The 16,739-nt window shown below is 61.9% G+C and carries 14 protein-coding genes; 9 read left to right on the top strand and 5 right to left on the bottom strand.

Going from position 1 to position 16,739, the window contains the following annotated elements:
- The first annotated feature begins 84 nt into the window (after positions 1–84).
- From BLU26_RS12905 to fusA, 7 genes are all read left to right on the top strand, one after another.
- Positions 85–1,527 carry a coniferyl aldehyde dehydrogenase gene (locus BLU26_RS12905; RefSeq protein ID WP_092287305.1) on the top strand — a complete coding sequence of 481 codons (1,443 nt, stop codon included), beginning with the start codon at positions 85–87 and terminating at the stop codon, positions 1,525–1,527.
- A gap of 68 nt (positions 1,528–1,595) precedes the next feature.
- Positions 1,596–2,135 carry a hypothetical protein gene (locus BLU26_RS12900; RefSeq protein ID WP_092287303.1) on the top strand — a complete coding sequence of 180 codons (540 nt, stop codon included), beginning with the start codon at positions 1,596–1,598 and terminating at the stop codon, positions 2,133–2,135.
- Positions 2,136–2,161: 26 nt separating this feature from the next.
- Positions 2,162–3,751 carry a GMC family oxidoreductase gene (locus BLU26_RS12895; RefSeq protein WP_092287301.1) on the top strand — a complete coding sequence of 530 codons (1,590 nt, stop codon included), beginning with the start codon at positions 2,162–2,164 and terminating at the stop codon, positions 3,749–3,751.
- A gap of 119 nt (positions 3,752–3,870) precedes the next feature.
- On the top strand, positions 3,871–4,350 hold the full coding sequence (gene coaD, locus BLU26_RS12890) for a pantetheine-phosphate adenylyltransferase (RefSeq protein ID WP_092287299.1): 480 nt from the start codon (positions 3,871–3,873) through the stop codon (positions 4,348–4,350).
- Between the two features lie 27 nt (positions 4,351–4,377).
- Positions 4,378–4,629 (top strand): YfhL family 4Fe-4S dicluster ferredoxin, encoded by a 252-nt coding sequence (locus BLU26_RS12885; protein WP_092287297.1) that lies wholly within the window; start codon positions 4,378–4,380, stop codon positions 4,627–4,629.
- Positions 4,630–4,631: 2 nt separating this feature from the next.
- Positions 4,632–6,371 (top strand): gamma-glutamyltransferase, encoded by a 1,740-nt coding sequence (gene ggt, locus BLU26_RS12880; protein WP_231701944.1) that lies wholly within the window; start codon positions 4,632–4,634, stop codon positions 6,369–6,371.
- Between the two features lie 143 nt (positions 6,372–6,514).
- Positions 6,515–8,599, top strand: a complete 2,085-nt coding sequence (gene fusA, locus BLU26_RS12875; protein ID WP_092287295.1) for an elongation factor G — start codon at positions 6,515–6,517, stop codon at positions 8,597–8,599.
- Between the two features lie 121 nt (positions 8,600–8,720).
- Here the strand turns inward: fusA and BLU26_RS12870 are convergent, their stop codons facing one another.
- The 5 genes from BLU26_RS12870 to BLU26_RS12850 form a co-directional block, all read right to left on the bottom strand.
- Complete coding sequence (locus BLU26_RS12870) at positions 8,721–10,529, bottom strand: Na/Pi cotransporter family protein (protein ID WP_092287293.1); 1,809 nt, start codon at positions 10,527–10,529, stop codon at positions 8,721–8,723.
- 88 nt (positions 10,530–10,617) lie between these two features.
- Positions 10,618–10,950 (bottom strand): multidrug transporter, encoded by a 333-nt coding sequence (locus BLU26_RS12865; protein WP_092287291.1) that lies wholly within the window; start codon positions 10,948–10,950, stop codon positions 10,618–10,620.
- 176 nt (positions 10,951–11,126) lie between these two features.
- The gene (gene mutM / locus BLU26_RS12860; protein WP_092287289.1) at positions 11,127–11,939 is read right to left on the bottom strand and encodes a bifunctional DNA-formamidopyrimidine glycosylase/DNA-(apurinic or apyrimidinic site) lyase; all 813 of its coding nucleotides are present in this window, start codon (positions 11,937–11,939) and stop codon (positions 11,127–11,129) included.
- Positions 11,940–13,286 carry a hypothetical protein gene (locus tag BLU26_RS12855; RefSeq protein ID WP_092287287.1) on the bottom strand — a complete coding sequence of 449 codons (1,347 nt, stop codon included), beginning with the start codon at positions 13,284–13,286 and terminating at the stop codon, positions 11,940–11,942.
- Positions 13,283–13,711 carry a PaaI family thioesterase gene (locus tag BLU26_RS12850; protein WP_092287284.1) on the bottom strand — a complete coding sequence of 143 codons (429 nt, stop codon included), beginning with the start codon at positions 13,709–13,711 and terminating at the stop codon, positions 13,283–13,285. The genes BLU26_RS12855 and BLU26_RS12850 overlap by 4 nt, the downstream gene beginning before the upstream one ends.
- A gap of 240 nt (positions 13,712–13,951) precedes the next feature.
- Between BLU26_RS12850 and BLU26_RS12845 the strand changes: the two genes are divergently transcribed.
- Together BLU26_RS12845 and BLU26_RS12840 are read left to right on the top strand one after the other, a co-directional pair.
- Positions 13,952–15,466 carry a 3-hydroxyacyl-CoA dehydrogenase gene (locus BLU26_RS12845; RefSeq protein WP_092287282.1) on the top strand — a complete coding sequence of 505 codons (1,515 nt, stop codon included), beginning with the start codon at positions 13,952–13,954 and terminating at the stop codon, positions 15,464–15,466.
- Between the two features lie 4 nt (positions 15,467–15,470).
- Positions 15,471–16,670 (top strand): 3-oxoadipyl-CoA thiolase, encoded by a 1,200-nt coding sequence (locus BLU26_RS12840; protein WP_092287280.1) that lies wholly within the window; start codon positions 15,471–15,473, stop codon positions 16,668–16,670.
- Positions 16,671–16,739 lie beyond the last annotated feature (69 nt).

The raw sequence follows: 16,739 nt of genomic DNA, 5'->3' as shown, positions 1-16,739 counted from the left end.
TCCGTCCGCACGCGCGCAGACGGGCATACACAACACACAACAAGAGCCGGCCAATCCCTCAGCCCGGCCTATTGCGGAGGCACCATGGTAGCCGATATCGCCTACATGCAGGACCAGCAGCATTCGATCAATCGCATGCACGACCTCTTTGCCCTGCAGCGCGCCGCGTTTCGCGCCGCGCCCATGCCCGATGCCGAGAGCCGCATCCGCCAACTGGGCGAGCTGAAAGCCGCGATATTGAAGCATCAGGACGCCCTGATCGCAGCCATCAACGCCGATTTTGGCCGCCGCTCCGCCGATGAAACCAAGCTGGCCGAGATTCTGCCCTCGCTTGAAGGCATCAAGTACGCCAGTAAACACATTCGCCGCTGGATGAAGCCGTCCAAGCGCAAGGTGGGTATGGCCTTCCAGCCGGGCAAGGCCCAGGTGGTCTATCAGCCGCTCGGCGTAGTCGGCATCATCGTGCCCTGGAACTACCCGCTGTTTCTCGCCATCGGCCCGCTGGTCACCGCGCTGGCCGCCGGCAACCGCGCCTTGATCAAGATGAGCGAGTCCACACCGGAAACTGCCGACCTGCTCGGCCGCGTGCTGGCCGAGGTGTTCAATGAAGATCAGGTGGCGGTGATTACCGGTGAAGCCGAGGTCGGCGTGGCCTTTTCGCAGCTGGCCTTCGATCATCTGCTGTTCACCGGCGCTACCAGCATTGGCCGACATGTCATGCGCGCAGCGGCCGACAACCTGACGCCGGTCACGCTGGAGCTGGGCGGCAAATCGCCGGCGATCATTTCCGCTGACGTGCCACTGGCCGACGCTGCCGAACGTATTGCCTTCGGCAAGGCGATGAACGCCGGCCAGACCTGCGTGGCGCCCGATTACATTCTCTGCCCGCGCGCGCGAGTCGACGGCCTGGTCGAGGCCCTGAGCAATCAACTGTCGAAAATGTACCCGACACTGCGCGACAACCCCGACTACACCCAGGTGGTAAACCCGCGCCAGTACCTGCGTCTGCAGGGTTACCTGCAGGACGCCGAAGAGAAAGGCGCCCGCCTGCTGCCGATCAACCCGGCCAACGAGGACCTGAGCGACAGCCGCATTCTGCCGCCGACGCTGGTGCTCAACACTACCGACGACATGAAGCTGATGCAGGACGAGATTTTCGGGCCGTTGCTGCCGATCGTGCCCTACGACGACCTGAATGCAGCGCTCGACTACATCGCCGACCGTCCGCGTCCGCTGGCGCTTTATTACTTCGGCTACGACAAGGCCGAGCAGCAGCGCATGATGGAGCAGACCCACGCTGGTGGCATGTGTATCAACGACACCATTTTCCATGTGGCGCAGGACGACATGCCCTTCGGCGGCATTGGCCCTTCCGGCATGGGCCACTACCACGGGCACGAAGGCTTCCTGACCCTGAGCAAGGCTAAGAGCGTGTACATCAAACAGCGCTTCAACGGTTCGCGGCCGATCTACCCACCCTACGGCAGCAAGCTGCAGCAAATGGTCTACAAACTGTTTTTGCGCTGAATACTGGCGTATTTTCAGCTGAGGTGCCCCGCACCTCAGTCCACAACAAGAATAATGAGCCTGAACCCATGGACTCCAACCTGAACCCCCAGCTGGGCCGGCGCGACCTGCTCAAACTGGGTCTGGGTGCCAGCCTCGCGCTGAGCACAGTCGGACTCACCGCCAGCCTGACCGGCTGCACCTCGGAGCGCGCCGCGCCGGAATTCCAAGTGCTGCGCGCCTCCGACCTGCCGCTGCTGAGTGCGCTGTACCCCGTAATCCTCGGCCCGCACCCCGCCTTGACGCAGCATCCGGACGCGATTGCCCAGGCTCTGGCGCAGCTCGACTATTCGCTGGCGCACACCTCCCCTTTCGTGCAAAAGGCCGTGCTCGACCTGTTTGGTCTGCTGAGCATGCCGCTCACCCGTGGCCCGCTGACCGGGATATGGGGCGACATGAGCAAAGCCAGCCCCGAGCAGCTCAATACCTTTTTGCTGCGCTGGCGCGATAGCCGCTTCGAGATGCTGCGCCAGGGCTACAACACCCTGAGCAAGCTGCTGATGATGTCGTGGTACGCGCTGCCGCTGTCCTGGGCCACGACTGGCTATCCTGGTCCACCCGTTATCTGACCGACTACCGCATTCAGGGGAATTCCATGCCCGTACCCGATCTATTCCTGCAGGGCGTCGCCCGCGGCTGGCAAGTGATTGATGCCGCCAGCCTGGCGACCGACACCACACTCGAAGCCGATGTCATCATTATTGGTACCGGCGCGGGTGGCGGCACCAGCGCCGAGATCCTCGCCCAGCGCGGCCTCAAGGTGCTGCTGGTGGAAGAGGGTTCGCTGAAAACCTCCAGCGACTTCAAGAACGACGAAGCCAAGGCCTATGCCGAGCTGTATCAGGAAGGTGCCGCGCGCGGCACCGCCGATGGCGGCATCGGCATTCTGCAGGGCCGCACGGTCGGTGGCACCACCACGGTCAACTGGACCAGCAGTTTCCGCACCCCTGATCCCACGCTGGCCCACTGGGCCAGCGAGCACGGCGTCAAGGGTGTGGATAGCGACAGCATGGCGCCCTGGTTTGCGCAGATGGAAGAACGTCTGGGCGTGGCGCCTTGGGCGGTGCCACCCAATGCCAACAACGACGTCATTCGCCAGGGCTGCGAGAAGCTCGACTATCACTGGAAAATCATCCCGCGCAACGTTCGCGGCTGCTGGAACCTGGGCTACTGCGGTAGCGGCTGCCCGACCAACGCCAAGCAATCCATGCTGGTCACCACCATCCCGGCTGCGCTGGAGCAGGGTGCCACCCTGGTGCACAGTGCGCGCGCGGAAACCCTGGTATTCGAGGGCGATCGAGTCAGCGAGGTGCGTTGCCGCGGCATGAACCCAACCCTGACCGCCGCCACCGGCAGCACGCTGCGCCTGCGCGGTAAACACGTCGTGTTGGCCGGCGGCGCGATCAACAGCCCCGCCCTGCTGCTGCGCTCCAAGGCACCCGACCCGCACGAGCGACTGGGCAAGCGCACCTTCCTGCACCCGGTGAACATGACCCTGGGGCTTTTTGATCGCGACATCAACGGCTTTTACGGCGCCCCACAATCGGTGTATTCCGATCATTTCCAGTGGGATCAGGGCACCACGGGGCCCATGGGCTACAAAATGGAAGTACCGCCGATGCAGCCCAGCCTGATGTCGGTAATGATGGGCGGACTTGGGCAGGAAAGCCTGCAACGCATGAACGGTCTGGCGCAAAGCAACCTGATGCTGGCCCTGCTGCGCGACGGTTTTCACGAGCAGAGCCAGGGCGGTAGCGTTGCCCTGCGCGACAACGGCGACCCGGTGCTCGACTACCCACTGAATGACTACCTCTGGGACGGCGTGCGCCGTGCCTACCTGAGCATGGGCGAAATCCAGTTCGCCGCGGGCGCCAAGAGCGTGGTACCGACCCACGCCCATGGCCGCGAAAGCCACAGCTGGGCCGACTTCCAGCGACAGGTGGCAGAGCTGAGCTACCGCATCCACGACGTCCGCCTGGCCAGCGCGCACGTCATGGGCGGCTGTGCCATGGGCGAGGACCCAACCCGAGCAGTAACCGACAGCCGTGGCCGGCACCACCAGCTGGAAAACCTGTCGGTGCTCGACGGATCGCTGTTCCCCACCAGTATCGGCGCCAACCCGCAACTGTCGGTCTATGGCCTGGTCGCTAAACTGGCCACCGGCCTGGCCGCTGAACTGAGCTGATCGCCGGCGGCTGCCGCCAACCGAAAAATACCCGGCCAGCCGCCTGCGCGGCTGGGTTTTCGGCGGTCATTGGGCTACCATCTGCCTCTCACTTGGACAGCCGCAGGACCACGCCAACCATGAACACCGTACTTTATCCCGGCACCTTCGACCCGATCACCAAGGGTCACACCGATCTGGTCGAGCGCGCCGCACGCCTGTTTGATCGTGTCGTGGTCGCCGTTGCAGCCAGTACCAAGAAAAATCCGGCCTTCCCGCTGGAGCAGCGTGTCGAGATGGCCAAGACGGTGCTGGCGCATCTGCCGAATGTCGAAGTGGTGGGCTTCTCTTCCCTGCTGGCGCACTTCGTCAAGGAAGTGAACGCCAATGTACTGCTGCGCGGCCTGCGCGCGGTCTCTGACTTTGAGTACGAGTTTCAGCTGGCCAACATGAACCGCGTGCTCGCACCCGATGTCGAGAGCCTGTTCCTGACGCCATCAGAGCATTACTCCTATATCTCTTCTACCCTGGTGCGCGAAATCGCCGCGCTGGGTGGCGACGTGACCAAGTTCGTGCATCCCGATGTGAATGCCGCCCTGCTCAAGCGCTACCATAGCTGAATCCTTGCGCCGCGGAGCCTCTGAACCATGTCACTGATCATCACCGACGACTGCATCAACTGCGATGTCTGCGAGCCGGAGTGCCCCAACGGGGCCATCTCCCAGGGCGAAGAAATTTACGTGATCGACCCGAACCTGTGCACCGAGTGCGTCGGTCACTTTGACGAACCCCAATGCCAGCAGGTCTGCCCTGTCGACTGCATTCCGCTCGATCCGGAGCATGTCGAAAGCAAGCAAGAGCTGATGGACAAGTACAAGATTCTCACCGGCGAGGCGTAAGCATGGGCATGCGGCACAACAGGCACCTTCTGATCACCCTCAGTCTGGCCGGCCTGTTGTCCGCCGCACCGCTGCACGCCGCCAATGGCCCTGGCCAGCAGGCGGTCGCCAGCGCCCACCCCCTCGCTACCGCGGCCGGCCACACCATCCTTGATCAGGGCGGCAATGCCTTTGACGCGGCGGTGGCCGTCGCCGCTACCCTCGCGGTGGTCGAACCCTACAGTTCAGGTCTGGGCGGCGGCGGTTTCTTTCTGCTACGCCAGCCGGGCAACAGCGATCAGCCCTACCGCTTTATCGATGCCCGCGAAACCGCACCGCTGAGCGCCAACCGCGACCTCTACCGTGATAGCGACGGCATTGTGCAACGCGACCCGGCGATCAATGGCCCGCTGGCGGCCGGTATTCCCGGCGTCCCGGCGGCGCTCGCCCATCTCGCCGAGCATTACGGCAAGCTGCCCCTGGCCAAGACGCTCGCACCCGCCATTGCCGCCGCCGAGAACGGTTTTGCCATCAGCGAGCACTACCGCACCCTCGCCGGTTACCGGCTGGAGGCGATGAACCGCTACCCGGAAACCGACCGCCTCTTTCTACGCGATAGCCAGCTGCCCGCCGTCGGTACTGTCATCAAGCAACCCGAACTGGCCGCCACCCTGCGCGCCATGGCAGCCGAGGGCCGTGATGGCTTCTATAAAGGCAGGGTTGGCAAGCAGCTGATTGAGGGGGTGCGCAGCGCAGGCGGCATCTGGCAGCAGGCGGACCTGGACGACTACAAGGTCATCGAACGCTCGCCCATCCGCTTTACCGCCAATGGTTTTGACGTGATCAGCGCCCCGCTGCCCTCCGCCGGTGGTATCGCGCTGGCCGGCATACTGCAGGGGCTCGACACCCTGCCCAAGGCCGCACCCGGTTCAGTGCCATGGACTCACCAACTGGTTGAGCTGATGCGCCGCACTTACCGTGACCGCGCTGCGCTGCTGGGCGACAACGACTTTGTCGAGGTGCCGGTACAGCAGCTGACCTCCAGCGACTACGCCGCCAAGCTGGCGGCCAGCATCGACCCTGAGCGTGCCACGCCGAGCAGCGAGCTGGGGCCACTGATCGACTTTGTCGAAGGCAACCACACCACGCATTTCTCGTTGATCGACGCCCAGGGCAATGCCGTGGCCGCCACGCTCAGCGTCAATCTACCCTTTGGCGCCGCCTTCACCGTGCCCGGCACCGGCGTACTGCTAAATAATGAGATGGACGACTTTGCTGCCGATCCGGATGGCGTCAACGCCTACGGCCTGGCCGGCAGCGAAGCCAACGCCATTGCGCCCGGCAAGCGCCCACTGTCCAGCATGACCCCGACCATGCTGGAAAACGATCAGCAGCTGGCGATCCTCGGCACACCCGGCGGCAGCCGCATCATCACCATGGTGCTGCTGGGTTCGCTGGAGGCCATGCGCGGCGAGCCGGTCGAACGCTGGGTCAGCCGTCCGCGCTTTCACCATCAGTATCTGCCGGATCATATTCAAGTCGAAGCGGCTGCTTTCAGCGCCCAGCAGCAAAGCGCGCTTGAAGCCATGGGCCACAGCATCGAACCGGTTGGCCGCGACTACGGCAATATGCAGGCGGTTTCCTGGCAGAAGGCCGACAACCAACTCAGCGCCGCCAGCGATCCACGCGGTATTGGTGAGGCTCGGGTGAGCGCTGCGGCGGTCACAAAATTGTATACGCAACAAGGCGCTAGCATCGAGTAGCACAGACAGAACGTCTCGCCACCCCCTCCAAAGGCAGGCATTAACCTGCCTTTAACACCATTTCATCGTAAAAGCCGAGAGATTCTTTTCCGATTCCTGTATATTGGCCGCCTGTTTTTCCACCCGGCTTATCAGAGAGTGCCATGACTGACCTATCCCTTTACCGAAATATTGGTATCTTCGCCCACGTTGATGCCGGCAAAACTACCACTACCGAGCGTATCCTCAAGCTCACCGGCAAGATTCACAAGCTGGGTGAAGTACACGAGGGTGAGTCCACCACCGACTTCATGGAACAGGAAGCCGAGCGCGGTATTACCATTCAGTCCGCTGCTGTCAGCTGCTTCTGGAAAGGCCACCGCTTCAACGTCATCGACACCCCCGGCCACGTTGACTTCACCGTGGAAGTGTACCGTTCACTGAAAGTACTGGATGGCGGCATCGGCGTATTCTGTGGTTCCGGCGGCGTTGAGCCCCAGTCCGAAACCAACTGGCGTTACGCGAACGACTCCAAGGTTTCCCGTCTGATTTTCGTTAACAAGCTGGACCGTATCGGTGCCAACTTCCTGCGCGTAACCGCTCAGGTCGAGAAAGTACTGGGCGCCAAGCCGCTGATCATGACCCTGCCAATCGGCGCAGAAGACACCTTCTCCGGTGTTGTTGACCTGCTGACCCGCAAGGCCTACATCTGGGACGAAACCGGACAGCCTGAAAACTACTCGGTACAAGACGTACCGGCCGACATGGTTGACGACGTTGAAACCTACCGTGAGCAGCTGATCGAAACTGCCGTGGAAATGGACGACGACATCATGATGGCGTACATGGAAGGTGAAGAGCCCTCCATCGAAGACATCCAGCGTTGCATCCGCAAGGGTACTCTGGAACTGGCGTTCTTCCCGACCTACTGTGGCTCCGCGTTCAAGAACAAGGGCATGCAGCTGCTGCTCGACGCCGTCGTTGACTACCTGCCAACGCCGACCGAAGTAAACCCGCAGCCGCTGACCGACGAAGAAGGCAACCCCACTGGCGAACACGCCATCGTGAGTGAAGACGAGCCCTTCCGCGCCCTGGCGTTCAAGATCATGGACGACCGTTTCGGCGCCCTGACCTTCTGCCGTATCTACTCCGGCAAGCTGAACAAGGGTGACACCATCCTCAACTCGTTCACCGGCAAGACCGAGCGCGTAGGCCGCATGGTAGAAATGCAGGCAGACGAGCGTAACGAGCTGAGCTTCGCTACCGCCGGCGACATCATCGCCATCGTTGGTATGAAGAACGTGCAAACCGGTCACACCCTGTGTGATCCGAAGCATCCTTGCACCCTGGAAGCCATGGTGTTCCCGGAGCCGGTTATCTCCATCTCCGTTGAGCCGAAAGACAAGGGTTCCACCGAGAAGATGGGCGTTGCCATCGGCAAGATGGTTGCAGAAGATCCGACTTTCCGCGTTGAAACCGACATCGATTCCGGCGAAACCATCCTCAAGGGCATGGGCGAACTGCACCTGGACATCAAGGTCGACATTCTGAAGCGTACCTACGGCGTTGAGCTGGTTGTAGGTCAGCCACAGGTTGCCTACCGCGAGACCATCACCAAGCAGATCGAAGACAGCTACACCCACAAGAAGCAGTCGGGTGGTTCCGGTCAGTACGGTAAGATCGACTACGTCATCAAGCCCGGCGAGCCGAATTCCGGCTTTACCTTCAAGTCGAAGGTTGTTGGCGGTAACGTTCCGAAGGAATACTTCCCGGCCATCGAAAAGGGTTTTGCGTCGCTGATGGGCACTGGCCCGCTGGCGGGCTTCCCGGTTCTGGACGTTGACTTCGAACTGGTTGACGGTGGCTTCCACGCCGTTGACTCCTCGGCCATCGCGTTTGAAATCGCCGCCAAGGGTGCGTTCCGTCAGTCCATGCCCAAAGCCGGCCCACAGCTGCTGGAACCGGTCATGAAGGTTGACGTGTTCACTCCTGAAGACCACGTTGGTGATGTCATCGGTGACTTGAACCGTCGTCGCGGCATGATCGCGGGCCAGGAAGCGGGTGTTACCGGTGTACGCATCAAGGCCGATGTACCGCTGGCAGAAATGTTCGGCTACATCAGCACCCTGCGTACCATGACCTCCGGTCGTGGCCAGTTCTCCATGGAGTTTTCGCACTACTCTCCATGCCCGGCTAACGTTGCCGAGACTGTGATCGCGAAAGAGAAAGAAAAGAAAGCCGCCAAGTAAGTACTATTGGCTGCATCGAAACGGCCCTGGCGCCGTTTCACGAAAACGCCCGCTGCTCACGCAGCGGGCGTTTTTTATTGCCTGGCCGTTACGCCCGCTCAAGCAACCAGGCGGCGCAGCGCTAGCCGGCAGCCCGCAGCGCTGCGCGGGTATAGATCATGTCGTGCGCTGCACGCAGGTGATCACCAATTTGCTTCAGGTAATTAAGATCGTTGAGTAGCGAGGTCGCCTGCCAGCCGTCCAGCTCGCCACTGCGCAGTTGCTCATGCAGCTGGCGCTCAAAGCCGGCACTGAACATCTGCTGCGCCTGCGAAAGCGCCGCTGACCCGCGCTCAGCGGCAACACCCGCCTGCGCACTGCCACTAGCCAATACCGAGAGCACTGAGCGGCCCTGCTCGCGCAACTGCCGGTAGCCCTCACGCAGGGCCGGACGCTGACTGTCAACGTACTTACGCAAGTTACCTTGCAGATGCTTGGCCGCCTTTACCGCTTCTACCAGATCACGCGCAGACAACATATCGTCCATCAATTGCTGCTGTTGCTGCGGCAACAGCTCGCAGTCCAGACGGCTGCGAAAGGCGATAATATCGCCGTACACGCCCTTGATATGCCGGTGATACAGCGCATCGGCATCCTCGCGCGCGGCCAGCGGCGGTATCGACAACCGACTACTCAGGTTCTGGCGGGCGGGCACATCACGCATGAAGTCGGCCGGCAGGTACAGCGCCGCGGCAATCACCTGATGGCTCAGGCTGGCCAGGTGCGCCAGCTCCTGCTGTAACACCCGCAGTGCCGTGTCGGCGTGGAGCAGCGCAGCATCATTCAGATAAAGCGCGCTGGAGCGCGGCTGCTGTGAAAGCTCCTCATCCGGTTCTACGGCCGCCGGCAGCCAGCGTTGCAGGCTACGGACCAGCAGCGGCACCAAAGGCAGCATGATCAGCAGACCGAGCAGATTGAACAGAGTATGAAAAAGTGCCAATTTCAGCGTCAGGGCGTGCTCGTCAATGCCCAACCAACTGCTCAGCGTGTCCACCCACTGCGCCAGCAATGGCAGAATTGCCAGCGCGACCATGGCTGTCAGCAGATTGAACACAATATGCGCCGCGGCCAACTGGCGGCCTGCGTTATTGGCACTGAACGCCGCTATCAGTGCGGTGATCGTGGTCCCCAGATTGGCTCCCACCGCCATCGCCAGCGCATCCAGGTAGCCCAACTGGCCACCCGCCAAGGCGGTCAAGGTGATCATCAGGGTCGCGTGGCTCGATTGCATCAGCACTGTCGCCAGGGTGCCCAGCGCGGCATACAGCAGCAGACTTTGCCAGCCACTGGCCGCGTAGACGGAAAGATTCAGCGCAGCATCCATACCTGCAAAACCCAGCTTCATCTGGTCGATGCCCAGAAACAGCAGCCCAACACCCAGCAGCACCTGCCCGCCACCGCGCCAACTCGCCGATTTGTTGCGCTCCAGGATCACCCCAAGCACCAGCATCGGCATGGCAATCTGCGACAGATCAACCTTCAGCCCGATCAGCGCAATCAGCCAGGCGCCGGTCGTGGTACCCAGGTTAGCGCCAAACACGATGCCAATGCCGGCGGTCAGGCTGATCAGGCCAGCGCTGAGAAAGGCGATGCTGAGCAGGGTAATCAATGAGCTGGATTGCACAAGGGCGGTCGTTACGCCACCAAATAGCAGGCTCTTCCACACGCTGCTGGTGCAGGCAGTCAGCCAGCGCTCAAGAGCACCGCCGGTAAAGGCACGGAAACCGTTTTCAAGATAGCGCATGCCCAAAATGAACAGCGCGATGCCGGCTAGCAGCAAAGAGAAGGCGTTGTTACCAAAAAACAGCAACACGAAACCAGCCAGCGCAGCAATCAGCCACGCTGGCTGGAGCGAGACAAGCCGCTGTCGAATCGAGCGACTCGCAGGCATGGCCGCTAGCTTATCCGGTAAGAAAAGCGATAGCGGCCTTGCCGGTAAGGTGCGCGGTCAGCCCTGACTCGGCATTCGCGCATGGAACCTAGAGGTTCTCGTCCTGCTGTTTGCGGCCGTAACCGGCACGTGTGCAGCCCAGGCAGCGCACGAAGGTCTCGGCACCAGGACGAACCACCAGCTCGCGACCCGCTTCACCGATATTCCCACCGGCGGCGGAGAACGGCAGGCTTACCACAAAGGCAGCGGCGCCAACGGCTGTGACGGCCAACAGCATGGGGCGAGCAATAATCAGGTCGCCCATCATGGCGAGATAGCCGGGCTTCTCTTCCTGATAGGAGTTGTAGTCGGTGGCTGCCATGGCACTGACACTCATCAGCAGGCCGGCCGCTAACGCGGTAGTTTGACGTAACAGGCGCATATTAAATCCCTGGTTGTGGCCCGAAAGGCGTTGATCTTGTTACACGATCCGTTATCCCGTGGATCGCTGGTATCACACTCCATTGTAGGCACATTCCGTGGATTTCGGAACGTGGCACACTGAAATTAGCCTGCAGACCGCTGAATTACTGGTTTACGGCGCTTTCTGAAGCGCTTTCAGCGCTGGCATTGGCGGCAATACACCGAGCTGCGCTGCCCCAACCGTACCTCGCTAAGCGTGCTGCCGCACAACTTGCACAGCTGCCCAGGGCGGCCGTATACAAACAGCTCCTGCTTGAAGTAGCCCGGCTGACCATCACCGCCAACAAAATCGCGCAGCGTGGTGCCGCCACGCTCGATCGCGTAAGCAAGGATGCGCTTTATTTCCTCCGCCAGCTTGAGATAACGCGCACGGCTGATCCGGCCCGCCTCGCGCCGCGGATCGATACCCGCCGCAAACAGCGCTTCACTGGCGTAGATGTTGCCCACGCCGACCACCACGGCGTTATCCATGATGAAGGGTTTGACTGCACTGCTCTTGCCCCGTGACAGCTGGTACAGCCGCTCGCCATCAAACTCCGCTGACAGCGGCTCCGGCCCCAACTTGGCCAGCAGCGGATGCGGCTCCCCTGCCCGCGCCCACAGCAAGGCGCCGAAACGGCGGGGATCGGTGTAGCGCAGCGCCATACCCGAGTCCAGCTCGATATCCACATGCTCGTGCTTGGCCGCCGGCGTACCGGCCGGTACCAGGCGCATATTCCCCGACATGCCCAGATGACCAATCAGGGTACCGCCGCCAATCTGCATCAACAGATACTTGGCGCGGCGCTCGATCCGCTCAAACCGCTGACCTTCAATCTGAATGGCCAGATCCTCGGGGATAGGCCAGCGCAAGCGGCGCTCCCGGACGATCAGACGGGTGACGGTTTTGCCTTCCAGATGCGGGGCAATGCCTCGGCGGGTGGTTTCAACTTCAGGTAATTCGGGCATTCAGGATTGCTGCCAGTAGGTAAAGAAGATCAGCAACAATAACAGCGGCATGACGGTCAGAACAAAGCGTCCGTTCCAGCCAAACGCGACACGGAACGGCGTTTCACCGCTGTAGCGCGACAGAATCAGCGTCGAGGGGCCAAAGGGCGAGAAAATCATCGCCAGCGAGAAGCCGCACATCAGCCCCACCGCTGGCGTCATAATCGGCACGCCGAGCAAGGCCAGTTGCGCCAACAGCCCAGCAATCAACGACAGCGAGACAATCGGCGCCAGACCCAGTACCGCCAGCGTGATGGTGCTGAACAGACTGCCGACCGCGAGCAGAATATTGTACTTGGGGTCCTGCGCCAGCCAGGCGGCGATTTCTTCCAATGGCGCGACTGCGCCAAGCACGCCGCCAAGTAAGGCAGCACAGCCGAAGATAAACATCTCGTTATGCATGCTGGCCATATTGGCAGTGACTTCCTGCAGTACCAGCTTCGGCGAACGCTCACGCCAGAGCAGGTAACCGATTACGCCGAAGGGCACCAGCACCATGGCCGACTGCGAGGCAGTAAGACTCGACAGCGACGCCAGCACGCCGATGGCACCCAGACCCACCAGGCTACCCAGCAGCAACTCCAGCATGCCGTCGGCCTTGCTCGAATCACCAATATTGTCACGCAGCTCCAGCAACCCCTGCGTTTCGCGGCGCCACCCCACGACAATCATCATCAATGCCGCCACTGCGCCGTAGGGCACCATGGTACTCCACGACTGCTCGGGCATCTCGCGGGAAATAATGGCAATGGTCACACTGGTAGGCGCCAGCAGCGGCACCAGCGCGAACCCGCGCAAGGTCGTCACCATCACGCTACGCAGGCCGCTGCGCCGCTGCTCGTCAGTCAGGGAGTAGCGCTTCAGGTGCTCGGTAAGCGTGCCACACAGCAGGTTCATCATGCCGAAGTTGAGGATCGAGCCGATGCTGCCGGCGGTCAGCACATAGCGCGGATACAGCACCACCTTGGAGCCCGATAGCAACGCCTTGTGCAGCTCGCGCAGCTGCGGCAGCCGCTGCGCGAGCAACTGCATCAGCCCGAGCGCGCCGAGAAAGCTGGTGTAATAGGCGACCGAACTGGCGAGCTTGGGCCACAGTTCAGCGCCCGGCCGCGCGAACCAGACCGCCGCCAGCAAAATCGCCAGCGTGACGATGCCCAGCCAGCGCGGATAGGGATTCAGCCGCGAGAAGTGCAACAGGAAGTAGAGCGCAAAAGAGGCCGCGGCACACCAGCTGAACCAGTGCAGCTGCGTCAACAGGCCAAACAGCTCAAGCGCTACGCCAAGCGGCAGCAGCACTACCGGCTTCACGGGAGGTCCTTGCGATAAGCACCTTTCTTGAATACGCCGTCGCCGAAACCGAGCAACCGGTCATCCTGGTCCAGCAGGTCGCAGCTGGCCATGAACACCTTGTGGCCACCGCTACGGCACGTCGCCACCGCGCGCACCCGGTTGCCCGCCTGCGCGGTCGCAGAAAAATTGGTATTCAGTGACAGGGTAATCGCCACCCGACGCTCCTGTGCAGACTCGGCCCAGGTGCCGCACAAGCCCATGGCGATATCCAGCAGGCTGGCAGTCACGCCCCCGTGCAGATTGCTGGCGTTGTTCATGTGCTTCTGGGTCAGCGTCAGCGCCACCACTGCTCGCCCCTCGCTGTACTCCTCCAGTTCTGCGCCCAGCTCCTGAAAAAAACCGGTCACGGTACGGGCGATGGCTTGACGTTCATCTTGATTCACGGGTGCAACACCTTTTATTCACTACACTCGATGGGATAATGACAGCTTGGACGATACGAGGATTGAGCACGCGCAAGACTGTCTCGACAGCTCACCAGTATGGCATACGCCAACCGCGCAAGACTGTCGCCAAACTTGCACTCACAAGGTACAGGATTTAATCTCGCAGCACATTAAACGAAATAGTGTTTCGCCATGCGAAACAAAAGCCTGAAACATTCCCAACTGAGGAGTCCACGCATGTTCAACCGGATTGGCGTTATCGGCGCCGGCGCCATGGGCCGCGGCATTGCCCAACTGTTCGCCAGCAGCGGCCAGCAGGTTCAGCTGTTCGATACCCGCGCTGAGGCCATCGAGGACGCCCTGCAATTCAACCGCAATCTGCTCCAGCGTGCCCAGGCCAAAGGCAAGATGACCGAAGCCGAGCTGGAGGCCACCCTCAGCCGCATGCAGCCGGCACAGACGCTGGAAGAACTGAAAGACTGCGACCTGGTGATCGAAGCCATCGTCGAGCTGCTGGAGGTCAAACAGAAGCTGTTTGCCGACCTAGAGGCCATTGTCAGCGAAGACTGCGTGCTGGCGACCAACACCTCCTCTCTTTCAGTTACCCGCATTGCCAGCAGCGCCAAACACCCGGGCCGCGTGGCGGGCTTCCATTTCTTCAACCCCGTACCGCTGATGAAGATCGTCGAGGTAGTACGCGGTGAGCGTACCGATGAGCGCGTGATTGAGGGCCTGGTCGAGCTGGCCAATGTCGCCGGCCACTTCCCCGCGATCACCCCGGACACCCCCGGCTTTCTGGTCAACCACGCCGGCCGCGCTTTCGGCACCGAGGCGTTGCGCATGCTCAGCGAAGGGGTGGCCTCCCCTTCGCAGATCGACCGCATTCTGCGCGATGGCCCAGGCTTTCGCATGGGGCCGTTCGAGCTGTTTGATCTGACCGGGCTGGACGTCTCCCACGCGGTGATGGAGTCGGTGTACGAGCAGTTCTACCACGACCCGCGCTACACCCCGTCGTTCATCGCCGCCCAGCGCGTTGCTGCTGGCCTGCTGGGGCGCAAAACCGGCCAGGGCTTCTACCGCTACGAAGAGGGCCAGAAGATCGAGCCGGCCGAACCGCAGCCCGAGACAGTGCTGATCAACCGCCCGTTCTGGCTGGAGACGGACGACGACGCGCTGCGCAACCAGGTCGCAGAGGTATTGACCAAGGCTGGCGCCACACTGGAAACCGGTAGCAAGCCATCAGACGACGCCATCTGCCTGATCACCCCACTAGGCGATGACTGCAGCACTGCCCTGACCCAACTGGGCCTGCCGGCAGATCGCACCCTGGCCCTGGACAGCTTCGCCAACTGGGATAAGCGGCGCACCCTGATGCGTCAGCCGGCTGCCCAGGCTCAGGTGGTCGCACAAGCACGCCAGGCCCTCAGCGCCGACGGTGTACCGGTAGAAGTGATCAACGATTCAGCCGGCTTTGTCATTCAGCGCCTGATCGCTAGTGTGGTCAACCTGGGCTGCGAGATCGTGCAGAAAGGCATCACCTCGCCGCAAACGCTGGACCGCGCCATTCAACTGGCCCTGGGCTACCCCAAGGGCCCGCTGGCCTTCGGCGCGCATTACGGCGACACCAACATTCTGGCCGTTCTCAACAATTTGCAGGCCGTTTACGGCGAACCACGCTATCGTCCCAGCCCTTGGCTGCGCCGCCGCGTACAGCTGGATCTGCCTTTGACCACACCCGACTTTCAGGAGTAAGAGCATGACTGCCTATATCTATGATGGCCTGCGTTCCCCCTTTGGCCGCCACGCCGGCGCCATCGCCAGTGTTCGTCCCGATGATCTGCTGGCCGAAGTCATTCGTGCTGTCGTTGCCCGTAACCCCTTCGAAGGCAAAGACTACGAAGACGTTGTCATGGGCAACACCAACCAGGCCGGTGAAGACGCGCGTAACGTCGCCCGCCACGCAGGTCTGATGTCCGGCCTGCCGCAGGAAGTCGCCGGTGTTACCGTCAACCGCCTGTGTGGTTCTGGCCTGGCCGCCATCCTTGATGCCGCCCGCGCCGTCAAAGCCGGTGAGGGCGAGCTGTTCGTCGCCGGTGGCGTTGAAAGCATGAGCCGCGCGCCCTTCGTTATCGCCAAGAGCGAAAGCGCCTACAGCCGCGACTTCCGCGCTTTCGACAGCACCATCGGTGCGCGCTTCCCGAACCCCAAGGTGGAGAAGCAGTTCGGTGATGACACCATGCCGCAGACGGCCGACAACGTCGCTGCCGACCTGGGTATCACTCGTGAAGAAGCCGACACCTACGCCGCTCGTAGCCAGGCGCTGTACGAAAAGGCCCGGGCTGACGGCTTCTTTGCCGAAGAGATCCACCCGATTGAAGTGTCCCAAGGCCGCAAGAAGCCCGCCAAGGTCGTTGACCAGGACGAGCACCCGCGCCCTAGCAGCGACATAGCCGCTCTGTCCGGCCTGCGCTCACTGTTTGAAGGTGGCGTGGTCACCGCTGGCAACGCCTCCGGCGTCAACGACGGCGCCGCTGCGCTGATCATCGGTAGCGAAGCCATCGGCCAGAAGTACGGCATCAAGCCGCGCGCGAAGATACTGGCCGGTGCGGTCTCCGGTGTTGCGCCGCGGGTCATGGGCCTGGGCCCGGTCGAGGCGTGCAAGAAAGCCCTGAGCCGCGCCGGGTTGACACTGGATGACATGGACGTGATCGAAATCAACGAAGCCTTCGCTTCCCAGGTTCTGGGCTGCGCCAAGCAACTGGGTATTGCCTTCGACGATCCGCGCCTGAACCCGAACGGCGGCGCCATTGCGGTCGGCCACCCGCTGGGCGCCTCCGGCGCTCGCCTGGCCCTAACGGCCCTGCGCCAGCTAGAACGCACCGGCAAGCGCTATGCGCTGGTCAGTCTGTGTATCGGCCTGGGTCAAGGTGTGGCTGCAGTGATCGAGCGCGTGTGATCTCTCGGCGTTCCGGGTGGCGGCAGTTCAGCCGACACCCGGCTTCTGCTAAGGTGTCGCCAGCGAGTA

The sequence above is a fragment of the Halopseudomonas sabulinigri genome (assembly GCF_900105255.1).
Taxonomy (GTDB): domain Bacteria; phylum Pseudomonadota; class Gammaproteobacteria; order Pseudomonadales; family Pseudomonadaceae; genus Halopseudomonas; species Halopseudomonas sabulinigri.
Note: the sequence above shows the minus strand (reverse complement) of the source record. Positions and strands in the feature narration are given on the sequence as shown.

What these genes read in the sequence shown, in the direction of transcription:
- BLU26_RS12865 (WP_092287291.1), bottom strand. Translation starts at nt 10,950, where the DNA reads ATGCGCCTGTTACGTCAAACTACCGCGTTAGCGGCCGGCCTGCTGATG.
- BLU26_RS12895 (WP_092287301.1), top strand. Translation starts at nt 2,162, where the DNA reads ATGCCCGTACCCGATCTATTCCTGCAGGGCGTCGCCCGCGGCTGGCAA.
- BLU26_RS12840 (WP_092287280.1), top strand. Translation starts at nt 15,471, where the DNA reads ATGACTGCCTATATCTATGATGGCCTGCGTTCCCCCTTTGGCCGCCAC.
- ggt (WP_231701944.1), top strand. Translation starts at nt 4,632, where the DNA reads ATGGGCATGCGGCACAACAGGCACCTTCTGATCACCCTCAGTCTGGCC.
- BLU26_RS12870 (WP_092287293.1), bottom strand. Translation starts at nt 10,529, where the DNA reads ATGCCTGCGAGTCGCTCGATTCGACAGCGGCTTGTCTCGCTCCAGCCA.
- BLU26_RS12900 (WP_092287303.1), top strand. Translation starts at nt 1,596, where the DNA reads ATGGACTCCAACCTGAACCCCCAGCTGGGCCGGCGCGACCTGCTCAAA.
- BLU26_RS12845 (WP_092287282.1), top strand. Translation starts at nt 13,952, where the DNA reads ATGTTCAACCGGATTGGCGTTATCGGCGCCGGCGCCATGGGCCGCGGC.
- fusA (WP_092287295.1), top strand. Translation starts at nt 6,515, where the DNA reads ATGACTGACCTATCCCTTTACCGAAATATTGGTATCTTCGCCCACGTT.
- BLU26_RS12905 (WP_092287305.1), top strand. Translation starts at nt 85, where the DNA reads ATGGTAGCCGATATCGCCTACATGCAGGACCAGCAGCATTCGATCAAT.
- mutM (WP_092287289.1), bottom strand. Translation starts at nt 11,939, where the DNA reads ATGCCCGAATTACCTGAAGTTGAAACCACCCGCCGAGGCATTGCCCCG.
- BLU26_RS12885 (WP_092287297.1), top strand. Translation starts at nt 4,378, where the DNA reads ATGTCACTGATCATCACCGACGACTGCATCAACTGCGATGTCTGCGAG.
- coaD (WP_092287299.1), top strand. Translation starts at nt 3,871, where the DNA reads ATGAACACCGTACTTTATCCCGGCACCTTCGACCCGATCACCAAGGGT.